Annotated in this window: 13 protein-coding genes; 7 read left to right on the top strand and 6 right to left on the bottom strand. The window is 63.4% G+C overall.

Annotation, left to right across the window (positions count from 1 at the left end; all coding sequences use genetic code 11):
* The first annotated feature begins 71 nt into the window (after positions 1-71).
* Positions 72-1208 (top strand): PepSY-associated TM helix domain-containing protein, encoded by a 1137-nt coding sequence (locus QMG80_RS06060; protein WP_245299908.1) that lies wholly within the window; start codon positions 72-74, stop codon positions 1206-1208.
* Positions 1209-1220: 12 nt separating this feature from the next.
* Here the strand turns inward: QMG80_RS06060 and QMG80_RS06065 are convergent, their stop codons facing one another.
* The 3 genes from QMG80_RS06065 to QMG80_RS06075 form a co-directional block, all read right to left on the bottom strand.
* Positions 1221-1793, bottom strand: coding sequence for a hypothetical protein (locus QMG80_RS06065; protein WP_102938096.1), 573 nt, complete (start codon positions 1791-1793; stop codon positions 1221-1223).
* An 81-nt stretch (positions 1794-1874) separates the two neighbouring features.
* On the bottom strand, positions 1875-2327 hold the full coding sequence (locus tag QMG80_RS06070; RefSeq protein WP_245299909.1) for a copper resistance CopC family protein: 453 nt from the start codon (positions 2325-2327) through the stop codon (positions 1875-1877).
* A gap of 38 nt (positions 2328-2365) precedes the next feature.
* Positions 2366-3430, bottom strand: coding sequence for a HoxN/HupN/NixA family nickel/cobalt transporter (locus QMG80_RS06075; RefSeq protein ID WP_085772007.1), 1065 nt, complete (start codon positions 3428-3430; stop codon positions 2366-2368).
* Positions 3431-3582: 152 nt separating this feature from the next.
* Here QMG80_RS06075 and QMG80_RS06080 point away from each other — a divergent pair, with 152 nt between their 5' ends.
* Positions 3583-4860 carry a HupE/UreJ family protein gene (locus tag QMG80_RS06080; protein WP_085772008.1) on the top strand — a complete coding sequence of 426 codons (1278 nt, stop codon included), beginning with the start codon at positions 3583-3585 and terminating at the stop codon, positions 4858-4860.
* Between the two features lie 98 nt (positions 4861-4958).
* On the opposite strand, the gene QMG80_RS06085 is transcribed toward QMG80_RS06080, so the two are convergent.
* Positions 4959-5318, bottom strand: coding sequence for a hypothetical protein (locus QMG80_RS06085; RefSeq protein ID WP_158658756.1), 360 nt, complete (start codon positions 5316-5318; stop codon positions 4959-4961).
* 154 nt (positions 5319-5472) lie between these two features.
* Between QMG80_RS06085 and QMG80_RS06090 the strand changes: the two genes are divergently transcribed.
* The gene (locus tag QMG80_RS06090) at positions 5473-8916 is read left to right on the top strand and encodes a TonB-dependent receptor domain-containing protein (RefSeq protein ID WP_158658757.1); all 3444 of its coding nucleotides are present in this window, start codon (positions 5473-5475) and stop codon (positions 8914-8916) included.
* 3 nt (positions 8917-8919) lie between these two features.
* Here the strand turns inward: QMG80_RS06090 and QMG80_RS06095 are convergent, their stop codons facing one another.
* Complete coding sequence (locus QMG80_RS06095; protein WP_085772010.1) at positions 8920-9312, bottom strand: hypothetical protein; 393 nt, start codon at positions 9310-9312, stop codon at positions 8920-8922.
* A 307-nt stretch (positions 9313-9619) separates the two neighbouring features.
* Between QMG80_RS06095 and QMG80_RS06100 the strand changes: the two genes are divergently transcribed.
* Positions 9620-10384 carry a Bax inhibitor-1/YccA family protein gene (locus QMG80_RS06100; protein WP_085772011.1) on the top strand — a complete coding sequence of 255 codons (765 nt, stop codon included), beginning with the start codon at positions 9620-9622 and terminating at the stop codon, positions 10382-10384.
* A 326-nt stretch (positions 10385-10710) separates the two neighbouring features.
* Entirely contained in the window at positions 10711-11241 is a 531-nt protein-coding gene (gene lspA, locus QMG80_RS06105) for a signal peptidase II (protein WP_245299910.1), read from the top strand.
* 39 nt (positions 11242-11280) lie between these two features.
* Here the strand turns inward: lspA and QMG80_RS06110 are convergent, their stop codons facing one another.
* Positions 11281-12018 (bottom strand): hypothetical protein, encoded by a 738-nt coding sequence (locus QMG80_RS06110; RefSeq protein ID WP_085772013.1) that lies wholly within the window; start codon positions 12016-12018, stop codon positions 11281-11283.
* Between the two features lie 234 nt (positions 12019-12252).
* On the opposite strand from QMG80_RS06110, the gene QMG80_RS06115 reads away from it, so the two are divergent.
* Both QMG80_RS06115 and QMG80_RS06120 read left to right on the top strand, forming a co-directional pair.
* Positions 12253-14034, top strand: a complete 1782-nt coding sequence (locus QMG80_RS06115) for an outer membrane beta-barrel protein (protein ID WP_085772014.1) — start codon at positions 12253-12255, stop codon at positions 14032-14034.
* A gap of 186 nt (positions 14035-14220) precedes the next feature.
* The gene (locus tag QMG80_RS06120) at positions 14221-15999 is read left to right on the top strand and encodes an outer membrane beta-barrel protein (protein WP_085772015.1); all 1779 of its coding nucleotides are present in this window, start codon (positions 14221-14223) and stop codon (positions 15997-15999) included.
* Positions 16000-16051: the final 52 nt, after the last annotated feature.

Raw genomic sequence — 16051 nt, forward strand, 5'->3', positions numbered from 1 at the left:
GTGATGCGGCCGGTAGCGGCCTCGAGGCCCGCGCATTGTCTGAGTTGCCCCTTGAGCGGCGGCGAGGGCGATTGCGCCGATCCTTCCTGCGCCTTCATCAAATCATCGGGCTGTTCGCGGGCGCCCTCTTCGTTCTCATCGGGCTCAGCGGCGGCGTTCTCGCCTTTCGCGAGGACATCGACGAATGGCTGAACGACTCGATCATGCGCGTCGAGCCGCCCGCGCAGGCTTCGCCAAAATCCTTGAATGAGATTCTCGCGGCGGCGGTCGCCGCGGCGCCTCCCGACGCCAAACTCGAGCGGCTTACGGCGCCGCGTCACGCGAGAGCCGCCGCGGCCGTCACCTACATGGTGGATGCGGAGGATCTCGAAAGCGACTTCTACGAGACCTTCGTCGATCCCTACACGGCGCAGGTCAAAGGACGCCGGCTGCTCTTGCATGGCGACAAGACCTTCTCGCAGCCCTTCATACAGATCCTCCTGGCTTTCCACTCGACGCTGCTGCTCGGCGCCAACAACGCCTATCTCGTCGGCAGCGTTGGCGTTCTGCTTCTCCTCTCTGTCCTCGTCGGTCTTTACCTCTGGTGGCCTCGTAATGGCGATTGGCGGCTCGGCTTAAAGGTCAAGTGGGGCGCGAGCCGCGAGAGGATCGTCTATGATCTGCACAGATGCTTCGGGATCTATGGCGCCGCGATCCTGCTGGTGATGCTGCTCACCGGCGTTGCGATGATCTTCAAGCCCGCGACGCGCGGCGTGACCGCCCTGTTTTCGCCGGTGCGGGCCGATCCTGATTTTGGACGATCGAAGCCTATAACCAACGGCGCGCCGATCGGCGTCGACGCCGCCGTCGCAGCCGCCGATCGGATCTTTCCCGATGGGAGGCTTCACTGGGTGTTGCTGCCGAGCACGCCCACAGGCGTTTATGTCGTCGGAAAGCAATCAAGGAATGAGCCGAGCCGAAGCAAGACTTTTAGAAACGTCGGCGTGGATCAATATGGCGGCGAGGTCCTGGGCGTTCAGGATCGCAGCGGCTTCACGGCCGGTGAGCGCTTCCTGGAATGGCTCTTCCCGCTCCATAGCGGCGAGGCTTTCGGCGAAATCGGCCGTCCGCTCACCTTGCTGATCGGGCTACTGCCGCTCGTCCTCTATGTCACCGGCTTTCTGCGATGGCGGCAACGGCGCCGCGGGCGAGCGCCGCCGTCCTTCTAATGCCTGTCCTTCTCATTGCCCCGCGAAGATCGGCATCTCGATAATGTCTTCCTTCTCCTTGGCTTCGCCAAAGCCGATCTTGAGAAGATATTTTCCTCTATGGGCGACCGTCGCATCGACGGACATCATCCCGCTCGGATAGCGGGTCGGCGGCCTCGAGCCGATCTCCTTCCTGCCTCCCGCCGTGTCCAATTGATAGAACCAGAGCGAGATGGGCTGGCTGCGCACGTCCTTTTCCATGAAGGTGACGGCGAAGATGACGCGGCCCGTTCCGGGAACGTGATCGCAATATTCGTCATATTTTCGCAGGTCGTCCACCGCGCCCCCAGCGCTTTCGTCGGAATCGGCCAGGAAATAGGTCGTCAGATGGACCGAGTAGAAGTCGCTGACGCCCAGGCAGTCGGAGATGACACGATCGCCGGCCTTTGTCGCCGGCTTCAAGGGCTTCGGCGCCCAATGCTCCGTCCAATAGAGTTGGAAGGCCGGCCCCCAAAGCGAGTAGGTGAAGGCCGCGCCTTGAACGCCGACGAGGACGAGGAGGGCGGCGAACAGAATGAGGTTCAGCCGTAAGCTCGGTTGTATCATGCTCGATTCTTCCTCTTGCTCCCTTCCCCGCTTGCGGGTGGAGAGAACGCGCCACGTCGGTTGGGACGACGCGAACAAGGCCTACGGCTTCACCTCGAAGTCCCAGGCGCCGCTCACGAGATGGCCGTCAGCCGACAGCGCCCGGTAGCGCACCGTGTATTTGCCGGGGTTCAGCGGATTGACGCTGACTGAGACGTGAGAGGGATCGGCGCTGTCGATCGACGCGTCGCGCTTGTCGACGCGCTCTCCGCCCTCGCTCACGACGGCCAATGCGGCGAGCGAGTCGCGGATGCCGGCGTCGTACCAAACATCGACTCTTCCGATGTTCCCTGCCGCGACCCCGCCTTCCGTCGGCGACCTGCGGACGACAATCGCATGCGCCAGGGCGATCGGAGATTTGGACGTCGGCGCGATGAGCGTGAGCGCCGCGGCGTCGCCGGCCGCTGCTCCCAGGCACAGCGCTGAGGTCCAAAAGCAAGCGGCCTTCCAAACAGAGGCGAATACGCGCCAAGATGTCATACCGTTCTGCGTCATGGCCCCTTTCTGCGCATTCGTCTCGTCTCGCGGAAGCCCTATTCGGCGACCGCCCCCATCTCATCGTAACCTTTGGCTTTATAAACTCCATAGGAAATGACCCAGGACAGGGCGAAAACGCCGACGATGGCGGCGCCGAGAACGTCGAAATTGTCGTTCAGGGCGCCGATCAGGCCCCAGAAACCATTCCCTTGGGTCAAGCCCAGTCGATCGCCGATGAGGTTCAGCATTTCGACGCCGCCTATGATGAGAGCGACCAAGACCGACACGGTGGTGATCGTGAGATTGTAATACAGCTTCCGGATGGGCTTCACACTGGCCCAGCCATAGGCGCCGATCATCAGCAGATTGTCCGTCGTGTCCAGGAGCGTTATTCCCGCGGTGAATAGAGCCGGAAAGACCAGAATCTGCCAAACCGAAAGACCTTGGGAGGCTTGTGTCGCGGAAATGCCCAGGAGCCCGACTTCTGTGGCGGTGTCGAATCCGAGGCCGAAGAGAAGACCGAGCGGATACATCTGCCAGCTCTGCTCGATCACGCGGAAGGCGCCGCGAAAGAGCCGGCCCATCCCGCCTTGATTCGACAAAGCGAGATCGAGGTCCTCCTCGACGAAGCGCCCCCCTTTTCGCACGAGGCGAAAAGTCTCGTAGAGGGAGCGCAGCACGAGCGCATTGGCGAAGGCGATGGTGAGGAGGAACAGCGAGGAGACGAGAGAACCGATGACGCCGCCGATCGTCTTGAAGCTCTCGAATTCGCCATGGAGCGCCGTCGCCGTGATTGCAATGGCGATCGTCAGTCCGACGACGATCGTGGAGTGACCGAGCGAGAAGAAGAGACCGACGCCGATGGGGCGCTTGCCTTGCTGCATGAGCTTGCGGGTGACGTTGTCGATCGCGGCGATGTGATCCGCGTCGAAGGCGTGCCGCAGGCCGAGGCTATAGGCGAGCGCCGCCATCCCCAGCATCATCGGGAACTCGCGCGAAGAAGCCGCCGCCCAAATCCAGGCGGCGACATTGGCTGCGAGCAGAACGGCGTAGACGCCGGCGACCTTGGCTCTCAGCGCGCGATTTTCATCGTTGAAGAGAGACGACCAGCTCGAATTCATACCCTTCCCTTCTCGCTTCGTTCGGATCGGGACCAATCGGGTTCTGCGCGAATGAAGCCGCGAGGCCGCACCTTGCCTTTCAAACGCTGGTATGCACTATTATTACTTTATGCATACGCCACGCTGGGGCGTGGGGTCAAGGGAGCGGCGGGATGATAAGCGTCGGGAAAATTGCGATCGCCGTCGCGCTGGCGATGTTTGGCTTTGCGTCGGCGGCGAGCGCCCATACGGCGAATATCTCGAGCAGCCGCATCGTCCCGGAGGCCAGCGGCCGCTACCGCGTGGAGGTGGGTTTTCTCGGAACCGACATCGAGCGCATGCTCGCCGAGAACAAGGAGGCGCTCAAAGGCGTCGATCTCACCGAGCCGGGCCTTCTAGAAGGCCTGCTCGGCAAGTTCATCCAAAGCCGCGTCGCCATGGAGAATACGGAGGGGCAGAAGTGTTCGAGCACGGTCGTCTCGGTCGGCGAGGATCCCACTAGCCCCGCCGACTCGAAGGCCGTCCTGCGCTTCGACTGCAGCGGCGTTCCCGGCCCGATTCTCTATAGCCCCTCCGAGCTTCTGAAAGCGCAAGGGTCTCGCGCGAAGCATCTCGTCAGCATCGGCGAGAAGGGCGACGAATCCAAGTTGACCGAGGCGCAGCGTTTGGGGAGCGAGCCGGCGCCGGGACAAGTGATGATCTTTCCCGGCGACGCGCCGATCGACGTCTCCAAGCCCCTGCTGACGCCCTGGCAGCTTGCGCCGAAATTTTTCGCAGCCGGCGTCGAGCACATCATGACCGGCTACGATCACCTGTGCTTCTTGCTGGCCGTCGTGCTTTGGGCGTCGCGCGCCTGGCCGGTCGTCAAGATCGTGACGGCCTTCACGGTCTCGCATTCGATCACGCTGACGCTGGCGGCTCTCCAGATCGTCAATATCCCGAGCGCCTGGACCGAGATCGCCATCGCGCTCTCCATCATCTACGTCGCCGTCGAGAATTTCTTCACGCGCAAGGTCGATGGGCGCTGGCGCGACACTTTCGTCTTCGGCTTTATCCACGGCTTCGGTTTCGCGAGCGGGCTCGTCGAGCTCGGCGTGCCGCAGCGCGCCATCGTGCCGGCGCTGGCGAGCTTCAACCTTGGCGTCGAGGCCGGTCAGATCGGCGTCGTGATGATCGTCATTCCCTTGCTCGTCTTCATCGACAAGCGGTTCTGCAACGGCGAGCGCAGCCAGCGCCTCGTCTACGCCTGTTCGGCGGTCATCGCCGGCTTCGGCGCCTATTGGCTGCTCGTGCGTCTTGGCGTTTTGAGCGATGACTTTACGACGGGCTCTGTGGGGCTTGCCGTGAGCCTTGGCCTTGCAGCGGGCCTTCTGGGTCTGGCGGTGATGATTCTTCGCCGTGGCCGCCTCATGCGCGGTGGCCGGACTCATCGCAGTCACGGCGCCCGATAGGAGGTCGCCTGAGCCCGAAGAGTTTCACATCGAGAAATGAAAGACGCGCCCCTACATAGGGGCGCGCTTGGCGAAGTCCGACGCCGCCGGCTTCGATCTTACTTGCCCTTGCAGGACGACATGCCTTTGCAGTGGGACTTCTGGGTCTTGCAATGGACCCTGGCCTTGCAATGATGTTTTTGAGTTTTGCAGTGGTTGTGCGCCTTGCCCGCGACGTAGTGGGCGGCGGCCGGAGTCGGGGTGGCGGCGCCGGCGAGCGCCAGCGACACGGCGGCTGCGGCGATCGTCGCGCCGGAAATAATCTTGGAGTGCATCTCTAATCTCTCCTCGCGCTCGCATGATCCCGAGACGGGATATTGGCGGCGGGAAAACGTGTAGCAATTTTCGGGAATTTGCAATCGGCGTCCCCAGATCACGCTGCGTTCAGGCGGGATCTCTGTGAGCCGAGAAAGGGTCATGTGTGAATCCCGGCATCCCTGTGACATTAATGCAACGGCGCCGGAAAATCATGCAGGTCGGCGCTTTCATTAATTGACGGTGATGTATCGATGGGAAACTATGGCGCGACCGTGTGATGATTGATTGAAATCATCACACGCAAGGGAGGCGCCAATGAGCCGTCGAAACCAACTCATTGAAACGTCGCTGCTGGCGCTGACTGTCGCCAGCATCGTAGCGCCCGCTTCGGCGCAGACCGCGCTCCCTGACATTAGCATCGGCCAAAAGAAGCCGAAAGTCGTCCATCAGGCGCCGCAGCCTACGGTGAAGCCGGTACAGCCCCGAGTGGCGCAACCCGCTCCCGCGTCGCCGCCCACGCAAGCCCGCGCCCCGGCGCCCGCCCCCAGGCCTGCGGCGTCGACGCGCCCTTCGGTCGCCGCGCGCGCGCCGGCTTCGGCCCCCAGCGCGCCGCAGCCCGCTCCCTCCCCTCCGGCATCTGCGGAGCAAACCCGGGTCGAGCAGGCCGAACAGCGCTTCAATGCGAGGCAGGAAACCTCGAGCGAGCGCTTTACGACGGGCAAGGAGATCAACGCGGTCCCCTTCAGTCGGCCGGGCGAGGCGCTCGAGACCGCCGTGCCGGGTCTGGTCGTCACGCAGCACAGCGGCGAGGGCAAGGCCAATCAATATCAGCTTCGCGGTTTCCAACTCGATCACGGCACCGATTTCGCGCTCTATCTCGACGGCATGCCGCTCAACATGCCGACGCATGGTCACGGGCAGGGCTACGCCGACGCCAATTTCCTGATCCCGGAGCTGTTGTCTTATGTCGTTGCGCGCAAGGGGCCGTACTTTGCGGACGAGGGCGATTTCTCCTCTGCCGGCGCGGTGCACATCTATTACAAGGACGAAGTCCCCAAGGGCCTGTTCACCGCGACCATGGGCAGCTTCGACTATGGCCGCCTGCTCGCGATCGACAACAACAAGGTCAATGGCGGCACGCTGCTCTCGGCGATCGAGCTCGGCATTTACAACGGCCCCTGGACCATTCCCGACGCGGCGCACAAGATCAACGGCGTTTTCCGATGGACCACGGGCACGCCCGAGAACGGCCTCGCCATCGACGCGATGGCCTATGCCAATCGCTGGCACTCGAGTGATCAGATTCCCCAGCGTGCGGTGACGGAAGGCTTCATCTCGCGCTGGGGCAATATCGATCCCTCCGATCGCGGCAACACGACGCGCTTCAGCCTCTCCGGGCGCTGGACCCAGACGGACGCGCAGAGCCATTCGGTCGTCGAGGCCTTTGCGATCCATTCGACGCTCAATCTCTTCAACGACTTCGACTATTTCCTCACGCAGCCGCTGATCGGCGATCAGTTCCACCAGTTCGACCGCCGCTACATTCTGGGGCTCAAGGCGGAGCACGGCCAGAAATATGAGATCGCCGGCATCCCCATCGAGACTAGGATCGGCCTCCAGTCGCGCTACGACAACATCCGGCTCGGTATTCAGGAAACCTATCGGACGGCGGCCTATGACACATTGACCAATGATCAGGTCCCGGAGGGCAACGTCGGCTTGTGGACCGACACCACGATCAAATGGACGCCCTGGCTGAGGACAGTGACCGGCATGCGGGGCGATTTCTTCGCGGCGAGCATCGGCGATTATCAAGATCCTCGCTTTGCGCCGACGGGCGCGACCTTCTGGAATTGGCCTGCGCCGGCTCTCTTTCCCACCGGGCCGATCTGGAGCGGGCCTTGGAACTCCGGCCAGAAGGTCGCGGTCATCGAGAGCCCCAAGGCGAACATCATCTTCGGCCCCTGGGAGAAGACCGAGTTTTACTTGAACTTCGGCGAGGGTTTCCACTCCAACGACGCGCGCGGCACGGTCGCGTCGATTTCTCCTGTCGACGGCTCCCAGGTCGCGGCCGTGCCCCTTCTCACCAAATCGCGCGGCGCTGAAGGCGGCATTCGCACCAAATTCATCGACGGGCTCGACTCGACAATCAGTCTCTGGTGGCTGAATTTCGACTCGGAGAGCGTGTTTCAGGGCGACACCGGCAACACGATGTTCGGCCGTCCCAGCCGCCGCTATGGCATCGAGAGCACCAATCGCTACACCTACTCCGAGTGGCTGCGCTTCGACGCCAATTTTGCCGTGACGCATACCCGCTACCGCGGCTGGGACACCGAGCAGAGCGCGATCTACAGCACGCTGCTGACGCCCAACGCGATCGGCTACTTCACCTATCTCGGCAACGCGCCAGGCAATTACATTCCCGAGGGGCCGTCGATCATCGCCTCGGCCAACATCGAGCTCGGTCGTCAGACAGGCTGGTTCGGCGCGCTGAAATACCGCTTCAAGGGCGGCTATCCCTTGACCGAGGATGGCTATTTCAAAGCCCCGGCGACCGCGGTGCTCGATTTGCGCGCCGGCTATCGCTGGGAAAACGGGCTGAAGCTGCAGCTCGACGTCATCAATGCGCTAGATTCGCGGTCCGACCAGATTACTTACGCCTACGGCTCACTCTTGCAGACCGACCCGCTTTATTGGTCTTGCCAGAGCGGCGCCGCGCCGGCCGCCGTCTGCGCGATCGGCCAGATGGACCGCCACTACCATCCGCTCGAGCCGACCGCAGCGCGCGTGACCTTGAGCGGACCGCTGACGCTCGGCGCCTTCGATCCGCTTTTCGCGCCGCAAACCGGCGCGCACACGCCCTCGGGAGACTTCCTGGCGCTCGTCGACACGCTTACCGAGCCGCCGCAGCCCGAGAGCCAGGCGGGCGCGAAATCGGACCTGCCGAGGCACAAGGCGACGCCGCGCCTCGTCGAGCCGCCGACGCGCTGGACCGGCTTCTATCTCGGGGCGACGACTGGCGTCGTCTGGGGCGCGAACAACAACATCTATTACGCCAACGGTCCCATCGGCCCAGGCTTCGATCCCGGCGTGGCCCTGCTTGGAAGCGGCAATCTCGGCGAGAGCAACGCGGGATTCATCGGCGGCGGAACCGCGGGCTACAATCTACAGCTCAGCCCGCGCGCGCTCGTCGGCGTCGAGGCGGACCTTCAGGGCGTTCTCGGGGGCAGCGGCGCGTCGAACACGGTGGGGACGAGGCCGAGCTATGCGACGCCCGGCGGCGTCCTCTTCGGCAATTTTGCGGCCAGCCAGACCCTCGACTATCTCGGAACGGCGCGCTTGCGTATGGGCTATGTGCTGCGCCCGAGCCTGCTCGTCTTCGCAACGGGCGGCCTCGCCTATGGCGGGACGAACCTCGTCGCCAACACCCAAGTCCTGAGCGTCGGCCCCACCGGCAACGTCGCCACGCTCGGCGGGGGATCGACGTCGAGCGCGCAGACGCGCGCGGGCTTTTCGGTCGGCGGCGGCTTCGAGTGGATGTTCCTGCCGGGCCTCAGCGCCAAGGCGGAATATCTCTTCTACGACCTCGGCTCTCACGGTCTCGCCGCACCACAATATTCGGTGAGCCTGCCGGCGGGCCCGGCGCTTGCCGATGTGACCACCGCCTTCCATGCGCGCGCCAACGGCCAGCTCGTCCGCGCCGGCTTGAACTACCACTTCGACTGGGCCGCGCCGGAAGCGATCGTCGCCAAATATTGAGCGTCAGGCCCCGCCGCAGGTGTGCTCGGAGTCAGGAAGCTTCCAGCTCTTCTTCGTGCGCAGGTTCGTGGTGCGGTAAATCTTGCCGCGCTCGTCCCCCTTGGGGCAGTCCTGCGGCGCGCTGACGAGACACATGCGCGCCTTGTCGCCCTTTTTCGACTCTTCGATCTCCGGCACCGTGTCGTAGGAGACCTGATAGCCGCCATTGGCGAAGCGCACGGCGCTTCCCGAGCCGGGCACCGGCTCATGCGTGCCGTCGTCCTGGAGGCGCGTCTCCACAGCGGTGATGGTCGTGGCCACGCAATCGCCCACGCGCGTCGGGAGGGACTCGGCGGCGAAGGCCGGCGCGGCGAAAAACAGTGCGGCGGCGATGAAGGCGAAACGAGGAACCGTCATCTGATTTCCTTGCGTGAAGAGCGGCAGGAGGCCGCTGGCCCGCGCTCACCCTAGCGCGCTTTCCGCCCGAACGGAATCGTTCGAGCAATAGGAAATCAATAGCCGGAGCGAATTAAGGATCACTCAACTTTCCTTCACTTCGCTCTGAGTGCGCGCCGCAAGGTCAGCTGCGTATTTCGGCCTCTAAGCTTACGGAGAGTTCATCCTTTTGGCCCTTGTCACGCCTTCGCGCGCGCGCCATATTCGGCCCAGCGGCCCGCGGCAACGCTTTTGAACGAAGCGGGCGGCCAAGCCAAACGAGGAACCCATGTCCAATTACGACCGCAATTACAGCTTTGGCGCGCAAGTCGGCCAAAAGGCGGCCGCGGAGATCGACCAGGGCCTGCGCGCCTACATGATCGGCGTCTATAACTACATGATGCTGGGTCTCGGCGTCACCGGCCTGGTCGCGCTCGGAACGAACATGCTGGCCGTCACCCACAGCGCCGCTGGCCATCTGGCGCTGACGCCTTTCGGCCAGACCATCTACATGAGCCCGCTGCGTTGGGTGATCGTGCTCGCGCCGCTCGGCTTCGTCATGTTCCTGGGCGCCAAGGCGAATTCGATTTCCGCCGCGACCGCTCGGACGCTCTTTCTGGTCTTCGCGGCGCTCGTCGGCCTGTCGATGTCCTTCCTGCTCATGGTCTACACGGGCGGGTCGGTCGCGCAGATCTTCTTCGTCACCGCGGCGGCCTTCGGCGGCTTGAGCCTTTACGGCTACACGACGCGGCGTGACCTGTCGGCGATGGGCTCGTTCCTGGTCATGGGCGTGTGGGGACTGGTGATCGCCGGTCTGGTGAACCTATTCCTGCATAGCTCCAGCCTGCAGTTCGGCCTGTCGATCCTTGCGGTGCTGATCTTCTCGGGCCTGACGGCCTACGACACCCAGGCCATCAAGGACCAATATTACGAGGGCGATGGGTGGGAGGCCACCCAGAAGAAAAGCATCTTCGGCGCGCTGATGCTCTATCTCGACTTCATCAACATGTTCCAGTCGCTGCTCTATCTCTTCGGCCAGCAGCGCAGCAACTGACGATCGAGCTTTAGATGCGAAAAGGCCCCGCGTGAGCGGGGCCTTTTCTTTTGCAGGATTTCTCGCAAGAAACTTTTTGTCTGGGACATTACCGTAGCTTAATAAGATTTCACGATTTAGCCGGCATTGGGCCATTGGCGAGACAGAAGCTCGATCCAATATTCCCTTCATTGCCTCGTGCGATGTCGTTCGCCTTCCGGTTTTCGTCAGCCCCCCAGCCCCCGGAAGGCTGCGACTGCCACGTTCGTGGCGATGGACGAGTCGGCAGAGAGCATCCCTCTCGCCGGCTCGTTCTGCTATAGCCGGCCTAGACGCGACCTGAGTTCATGCGGATGGCCTTCGGCAAGACCCTCGACCTCTCCTTGAAATCCCCAAAAATCTTGGGCGCCGCCGCCGCTGCCGTCGCCTTTCTTCTCGATCAAGCGCACAAGCTCTGGATGCTCGACGTTTTCGGGGTGGCGGAGCGTGAGCCGATCCGACTCACGCCTTTTCTGGACGTCGTGCTCTCCTGGAACCGCGGCATATCCTATTCGCTGCTGTCCGCGCGGGACGAGGTCGCGCGTTACGGTCTGCTCGGCCTGCAACTCGCGATCGTCGCGGGGCTGTGCTTCTGGCTGTGGCGCGCGCCGCGCCGTCTGACGGCCCTGGCCTTGGGGCTGATCGTCGGCGGCGCGCTCGGCAATGCGGCCGATCGGCTGCGCTACGGCGCCGTGGCGGACTTCTTCTTTTTCCACACGAGTCTGCCGGTGGGGCCGCTCGCCAATTACGTCTTCAACGTCGCCGATGCGCTGATCACTCTCGGCGTGGCGCTGATGCTCCTCGACGCCGCACGGAGCGGCAGGGACGGTCAGGCCTGACCGGAAAACCGCTTCCCACCTTTACGCGACAGGCTCTCTTCACTGAAAGTGAATGCGCTGGGAGGCGAAAAAGGCGCCGTCCGGGGGCGGCGGCGCGTGGGTCGCCGTGATCGCGCCGCGCAAGACAGCCTCATGCGCGTGGGACGTGGCCTTGCAAGACTCGACCGAGAGCGCTCCCTGGCCGTCGACGCGGAAGGTGCAGTAGGCCTCTCCCGTTCCTGGCGAGGCGCGGCTCGCCAGGTTCTTGCGCACTGCTTTGGCGAGCTGCGTCGCATAGGCGAGCTTGGAGACGCCCGCGTTCTCCGCGGGCTTTTCCTTCTGTCCGAGGCGATGACGATCCTGCGCATCCCTGCGTTCGCGGGCCTGGTCGCTGCTGTCGCGCTGGACCTGATCGGATTTCGGCGACGCGGAGAGCGCGTCGGGGTCCATTGTCTGAGGAAGCGGAACCTCGATTGGAGCCTTTGTGGCCATGACCATGGGCGGCGGCGCTTCGTCTGAAGCCGCTGTCTCCTCGCTTTCGAACTCGTCGCCTTGCGGGACCAGCTCGAGCCCGATCTCTTCTACGGGCGGCACATTCGCCATCTCGACGGGATGATAGGCGAGCCAAAAGGCGAGGCTCGCATGGGCGAGAAAGACCGATACGAAGATCGTGGGCTCAAGCCAGCGGGGCTTGACCTGCGGATAGGCGGGGGCTGCATCGATCGCGTCCTCCGGGGCCGCGGAAGCGGCGTCCGACGAAGTCCGACCGAAGGAACTCAACAGCTCAACGAGACTCAAAGGCGGCTTTCCGAGCAGGCGGCGGTGTCTGATCCATCAGATTAAGAGAGGAAAACTTCTTACGCAAGCGCTGCGATTGCAGCCGTCGCCGCTCGCCGATCACGGCGCTCGAACGCCTGATTCTTATTTACTTTCTGGACACCAAACGGGCGTAGCCTGTGTTCGTCCCTTGCTCGTTCGCCGGCGTTTTGGCCCAAAAGGAAGCTCCGCCCAGCCACGAGGAGGAACGAAAACATGCCCGTCGCCAGCCAGCCGTTCGCGCCTCTCCTCCGCAAAAGCGGCCTTCGGCCTTTGCTCCTCGCAAGCGCGCTCGTCTCGGCGCCCTTGGCCCAGGCCGCGGATCTTGCTCTTCCCGCCGTGAAGGATGCGCCGGTTTTCAACGCGCCGCTCCCTTATGAGCTCGAGGTCGGCGCGCGCTACTTCTACAGCACAGGCTATTATCGGGGCGACCTCTACAGCTCCGAGACGCCGGCGCACATGGTTTCTCGTCTGACCTACGGCAATCTCGACGCGCATGCGGCGGAGACCTTCTTCCGCTTGGATCATGAGACCGGGCTCTTCCTGAAAGGCAATCTCGGCGGCGGCTCGATCGTGGGCGGCCACATGACAGATGAGGACTATGCGCCCCTTGAGCTGCCTAATTTGCCTCTATCAGTCTATTCAAAGACCGTCAGCTCTCAGAGCGGCGGCTCGCTGCAATACGCCACGGTCGACGGCGGCTTCAATGTGCTGAAAACGGCGCAATACCGGCTGGGGGGCTTTGTCGGTTATCAATATTTCCGCGAACGCATGAACACATTGGGCTGCGTCCAGGTCGCCGCCAATCCATATGTCTGCACCTCGAACGCCTCACCGACGTCCGTCGATCAACTCGACGATGACGCGCGCTGGCAGTCGCTGCGGCTGGGGCTTTCGGGCCGCGTCGCCATCCTGCCGGGACTGAATTTCGACGCGGAAGTCGCCTGGGCGCACAACTGGCTGAGAAGCACGGATTATCACAATGCGAAAGCGCCGACCTGGGGCACGCGCGACGACGGCGCCGGCAATGGGCTGCAGGCTGAAGCGCTCTTGAGCTACGATCTGACGCCGCAGCTCAGCGTGGGCGTCGGCGGACGCTATTGGTATTTCGACGCCGGCTCGGGCCAGTCGCATTGGGAGCGCACGCTGACAGGCGGCGCGCCGGCGCCGCAGCGGGCCACTTCCGAGCGCTACGGCATGTTCGTTCAAACCGCCTATAAGATCGGCGGTCCGGGGGCTGGCGCCCTTCCCTTCGGCCCCTTGACGCTGACGAAAAGCACGCCGAGCCTCCATGATTGGTCCGGCTTTTATCTCGGGCCGAACATCGGTTACGGCATGGGCGCGACCACGGCTTACTTCACGCCGCTCAGCCCCGACTCGATCCTCAACAACTGGGCTTTGGCGAGCGTTCCGACCTCGCGAGCCTATCCTTCGGTCGGCTTCGTCGGCGGGGGACAGATGGGCTATAATTATGCGATCGGCCAGAACGCGCTCGTCGGCGTCGAGACTGACATCGACTATGCCCATATCGGCGGCTCGTTCGGATACTCATATTTGTATCCCATTGTGACCTCCGCGGCGCGGACCGAATGGCTCGGCACGACGCGTCTGCGGCTCGGCTGGACCCCGGGGTCGGGCGCTCTGCTCCTCTATGCGACGGGAGGTCTCGCTTACGGCGGCGGGTTCTTCAACGCCTCCATGATCGACGGCGTTCATTACGTCTTCGGAGCGAATAGGAGCGCATCGGTTGGCTGGGTCGCGGGCGCCGGGGCGGAGCTGGCGGTCGCCGAGAATGTGAGCCTGCGGGCGGAATATCTCTTTGTCGATCTCGGCCGGCGCAACCTCGTCGCCACTGAATATGGCGGACCCGCCGCAATGGGAGCGCCGCTCGCCTATGGCCTTCAGAGCCAAGTCCAGCACAATCTCGTCCGCCTCGGCGTGAACTACCGCTTCAACCTGCTCAATGCGGCCGCGACGCCGGTTCTGGCTTCCTACTGAAGCAAGTTGAAGCAAGCAGCGGCGCGCGATCGCCGGCTCGACGGTCATGCGTGGGCGCGGCCTTCGAAGCCGATTCTCCTTTACTTTCTCGACACCAAATGGGCGTAGCCTGTGTTCGTCCCTTGCTCGCGTCGCCGGCGTTTTGGCAACAAGGAAGTTCCGCACAGCCGCCAAGAGGAACGAAAGATGGGATTGCCCGCCGCCAGCCTGCCATTCCGGCTGTCCTCGCCTCTGCTCCGCAAAAGCGGCCTTCGGCCTTTGCTCCTCGCGGGCGCGCTCATCCCGGCGACCTTCGCCCAGGCCGCGGATCTTGCTCTTCCCGCCGTGAAGGATGCGCCGGTTTTCAACGCGCCGCTCCCTTATGAGCTGGAGGTCGGCGCGCGCTACTTTTACAGCACGGGCTATTACCGCGGCGACCTCTACGACGCGCAATATACGAACATCATGAATTCGCGTCTCACCTACGGGAATCTCGACGCCCATTCGGCGGAGACTTTTTTCCGTTTCGATCATGAGACGGGGCTCTTCCTGAAAGGCTATCTCGGCGGCGGTTCGATCGTCGGCGGACACCTGACTGACGAAGACTATCCGCCGAGGGAAGACGTCTACTCAAAGACGACCCATTCGCAGAGCGGCGGCTCGCTGCAATACGCGGCGATCGATGGCGGCTTCAATGTGCTGAAAACGCCGCATTACCGGCTGGGCGGCTTTGTCGGCTATCAATATTTCCGCGAGCGCATGAACACATTTGGCTGCATGCAGATCGCCACCAATCCCACCGTCTGCGCCGGGGGCGGCGCGCAACCGACGACGCTGGATGGACTCGACGATGACGCGCGCTGGCAGTCGCTGCGGCTGGGACTTTCGGGCCGAATCGCCCTCATGCCGAGGCTGAATTTCGACGCGGAAGTCGCTTGGGCGCACAACTGGTTGAAAGGCACGGACTATCACAACAATCGCGCCAACATCTGGGGCACGCGCGACGACGGCGCCGGCAATGGGCTGCAGGCCGAGGCGCTCTTGAGCTATGATCTGACGCCACAGCTCAGCGTGGGCGTCGGCGGACGCTACTGGTATTTCGACGGAGGTTCGGGCCTGTCGCATTGGGAGCGGACGCTAAAAGGCGGCGCGCCGGCGCCGCAGCGAGCCACCTCCGAACGCTACGGCATGTTCCTCCAAACCGCCTATAAGATCGGCGGGCCGAATGCTCCGGCCGCTCCTTTCAGCCCGCTGACGCTGACGAAAAGCGCGCCGAGCGTCCATGATTGGTCCGGCTTCTATCTCGGGCCGAACATCGGCTACGGCATGGGCGCGACCACGGCTTTTTTCACGCCGCTCACAACCGGTGGGCTCAACGCCGACTATCTGGCGAGCGTTCCGACCTCGCGAACCTATCCTTCGGTCGGCTTCGTCGGCGGGGGACAGACGGGCTACAATTATGCGATCGGCCAGAACGCGCTCGTCGGCGTCGAGACCGACATCGACTATGCCCATATCGGCGGCTCGTTCGGATACACATACCTGTATCCCAATGTAACCTCGGCGGCGCGGACCGAATGGCTCGGGACGACGCGCCTACGGCTCGGCTGGACGCCGGGGTCGGGCGCTCTGTTCTTCTATGCGACCGGCGGCCTCGCCTATGGCGGAGGCTTCTTCAACGCCGCCGCGCTTGACGCCGCTCATTACGTCGTCGGAGCGAATACGAGCGCATCGATCGGTTGGGCCGCGGGCGCGGGGGCGGAACTGGCCGTCGCCGAGAATGTGAGCCTGCGCGCGGAATATCTCTTTGTCGATCTCGGCCGGCGCAACGTCGTCGCCACTGATTTCGGTGGCCCTGCCGCAGGGGAGATACCGCTCGCCTACCGCCTTCAGAGCCAAGTCCAGCACAATCTCGTCCGCCTCGGCGTGAACTACCGCTTCAACCTGCTCAACGCGGGAGCGACGCCGGTTCTGGCTTCCTATTGAAGCCAGGAGCGGGGCGCGATCGACGGCGGACAACGCGCTCCGCCGGAGGCCG

Source organism: Methylocystis bryophila, from assembly GCF_027925445.1.
Lineage (GTDB): Bacteria > Pseudomonadota > Alphaproteobacteria > Rhizobiales > Beijerinckiaceae > Methylocystis > Methylocystis bryophila.

Coding starts and splice junctions, on each gene's coding strand:
- QMG80_RS06065 (WP_102938096.1), bottom strand. CDS start 1,793: ATGATACAACCGAGCTTACGGCTGAACCTCATTCTGTTCGCCGCCCTC.
- QMG80_RS06070 (WP_245299909.1), bottom strand. CDS start 2,327: ATGACGCAGAACGGTATGACATCTTGGCGCGTATTCGCCTCTGTTTGG.
- QMG80_RS06075 (WP_085772007.1), bottom strand. CDS start 3,430: ATGAATTCGAGCTGGTCGTCTCTCTTCAACGATGAAAATCGCGCGCTG.
- QMG80_RS06080 (WP_085772008.1), top strand. CDS start 3,583: ATGATAAGCGTCGGGAAAATTGCGATCGCCGTCGCGCTGGCGATGTTT.
- QMG80_RS06085 (WP_158658756.1), bottom strand. CDS start 5,318: ATGACCCTTTCTCGGCTCACAGAGATCCCGCCTGAACGCAGCGTGATC.
- QMG80_RS06090 (WP_158658757.1), top strand. CDS start 5,473: ATGAGCCGTCGAAACCAACTCATTGAAACGTCGCTGCTGGCGCTGACT.
- QMG80_RS06095 (WP_085772010.1), bottom strand. CDS start 9,312: ATGACGGTTCCTCGTTTCGCCTTCATCGCCGCCGCACTGTTTTTCGCC.
- QMG80_RS06100 (WP_085772011.1), top strand. CDS start 9,620: ATGTCCAATTACGACCGCAATTACAGCTTTGGCGCGCAAGTCGGCCAA.
- lspA (WP_245299910.1), top strand. CDS start 10,711: ATGCGGATGGCCTTCGGCAAGACCCTCGACCTCTCCTTGAAATCCCCA.
- QMG80_RS06115 (WP_085772014.1), top strand. CDS start 12,253: ATGCCCGTCGCCAGCCAGCCGTTCGCGCCTCTCCTCCGCAAAAGCGGC.
- QMG80_RS06120 (WP_085772015.1), top strand. CDS start 14,221: ATGGGATTGCCCGCCGCCAGCCTGCCATTCCGGCTGTCCTCGCCTCTG.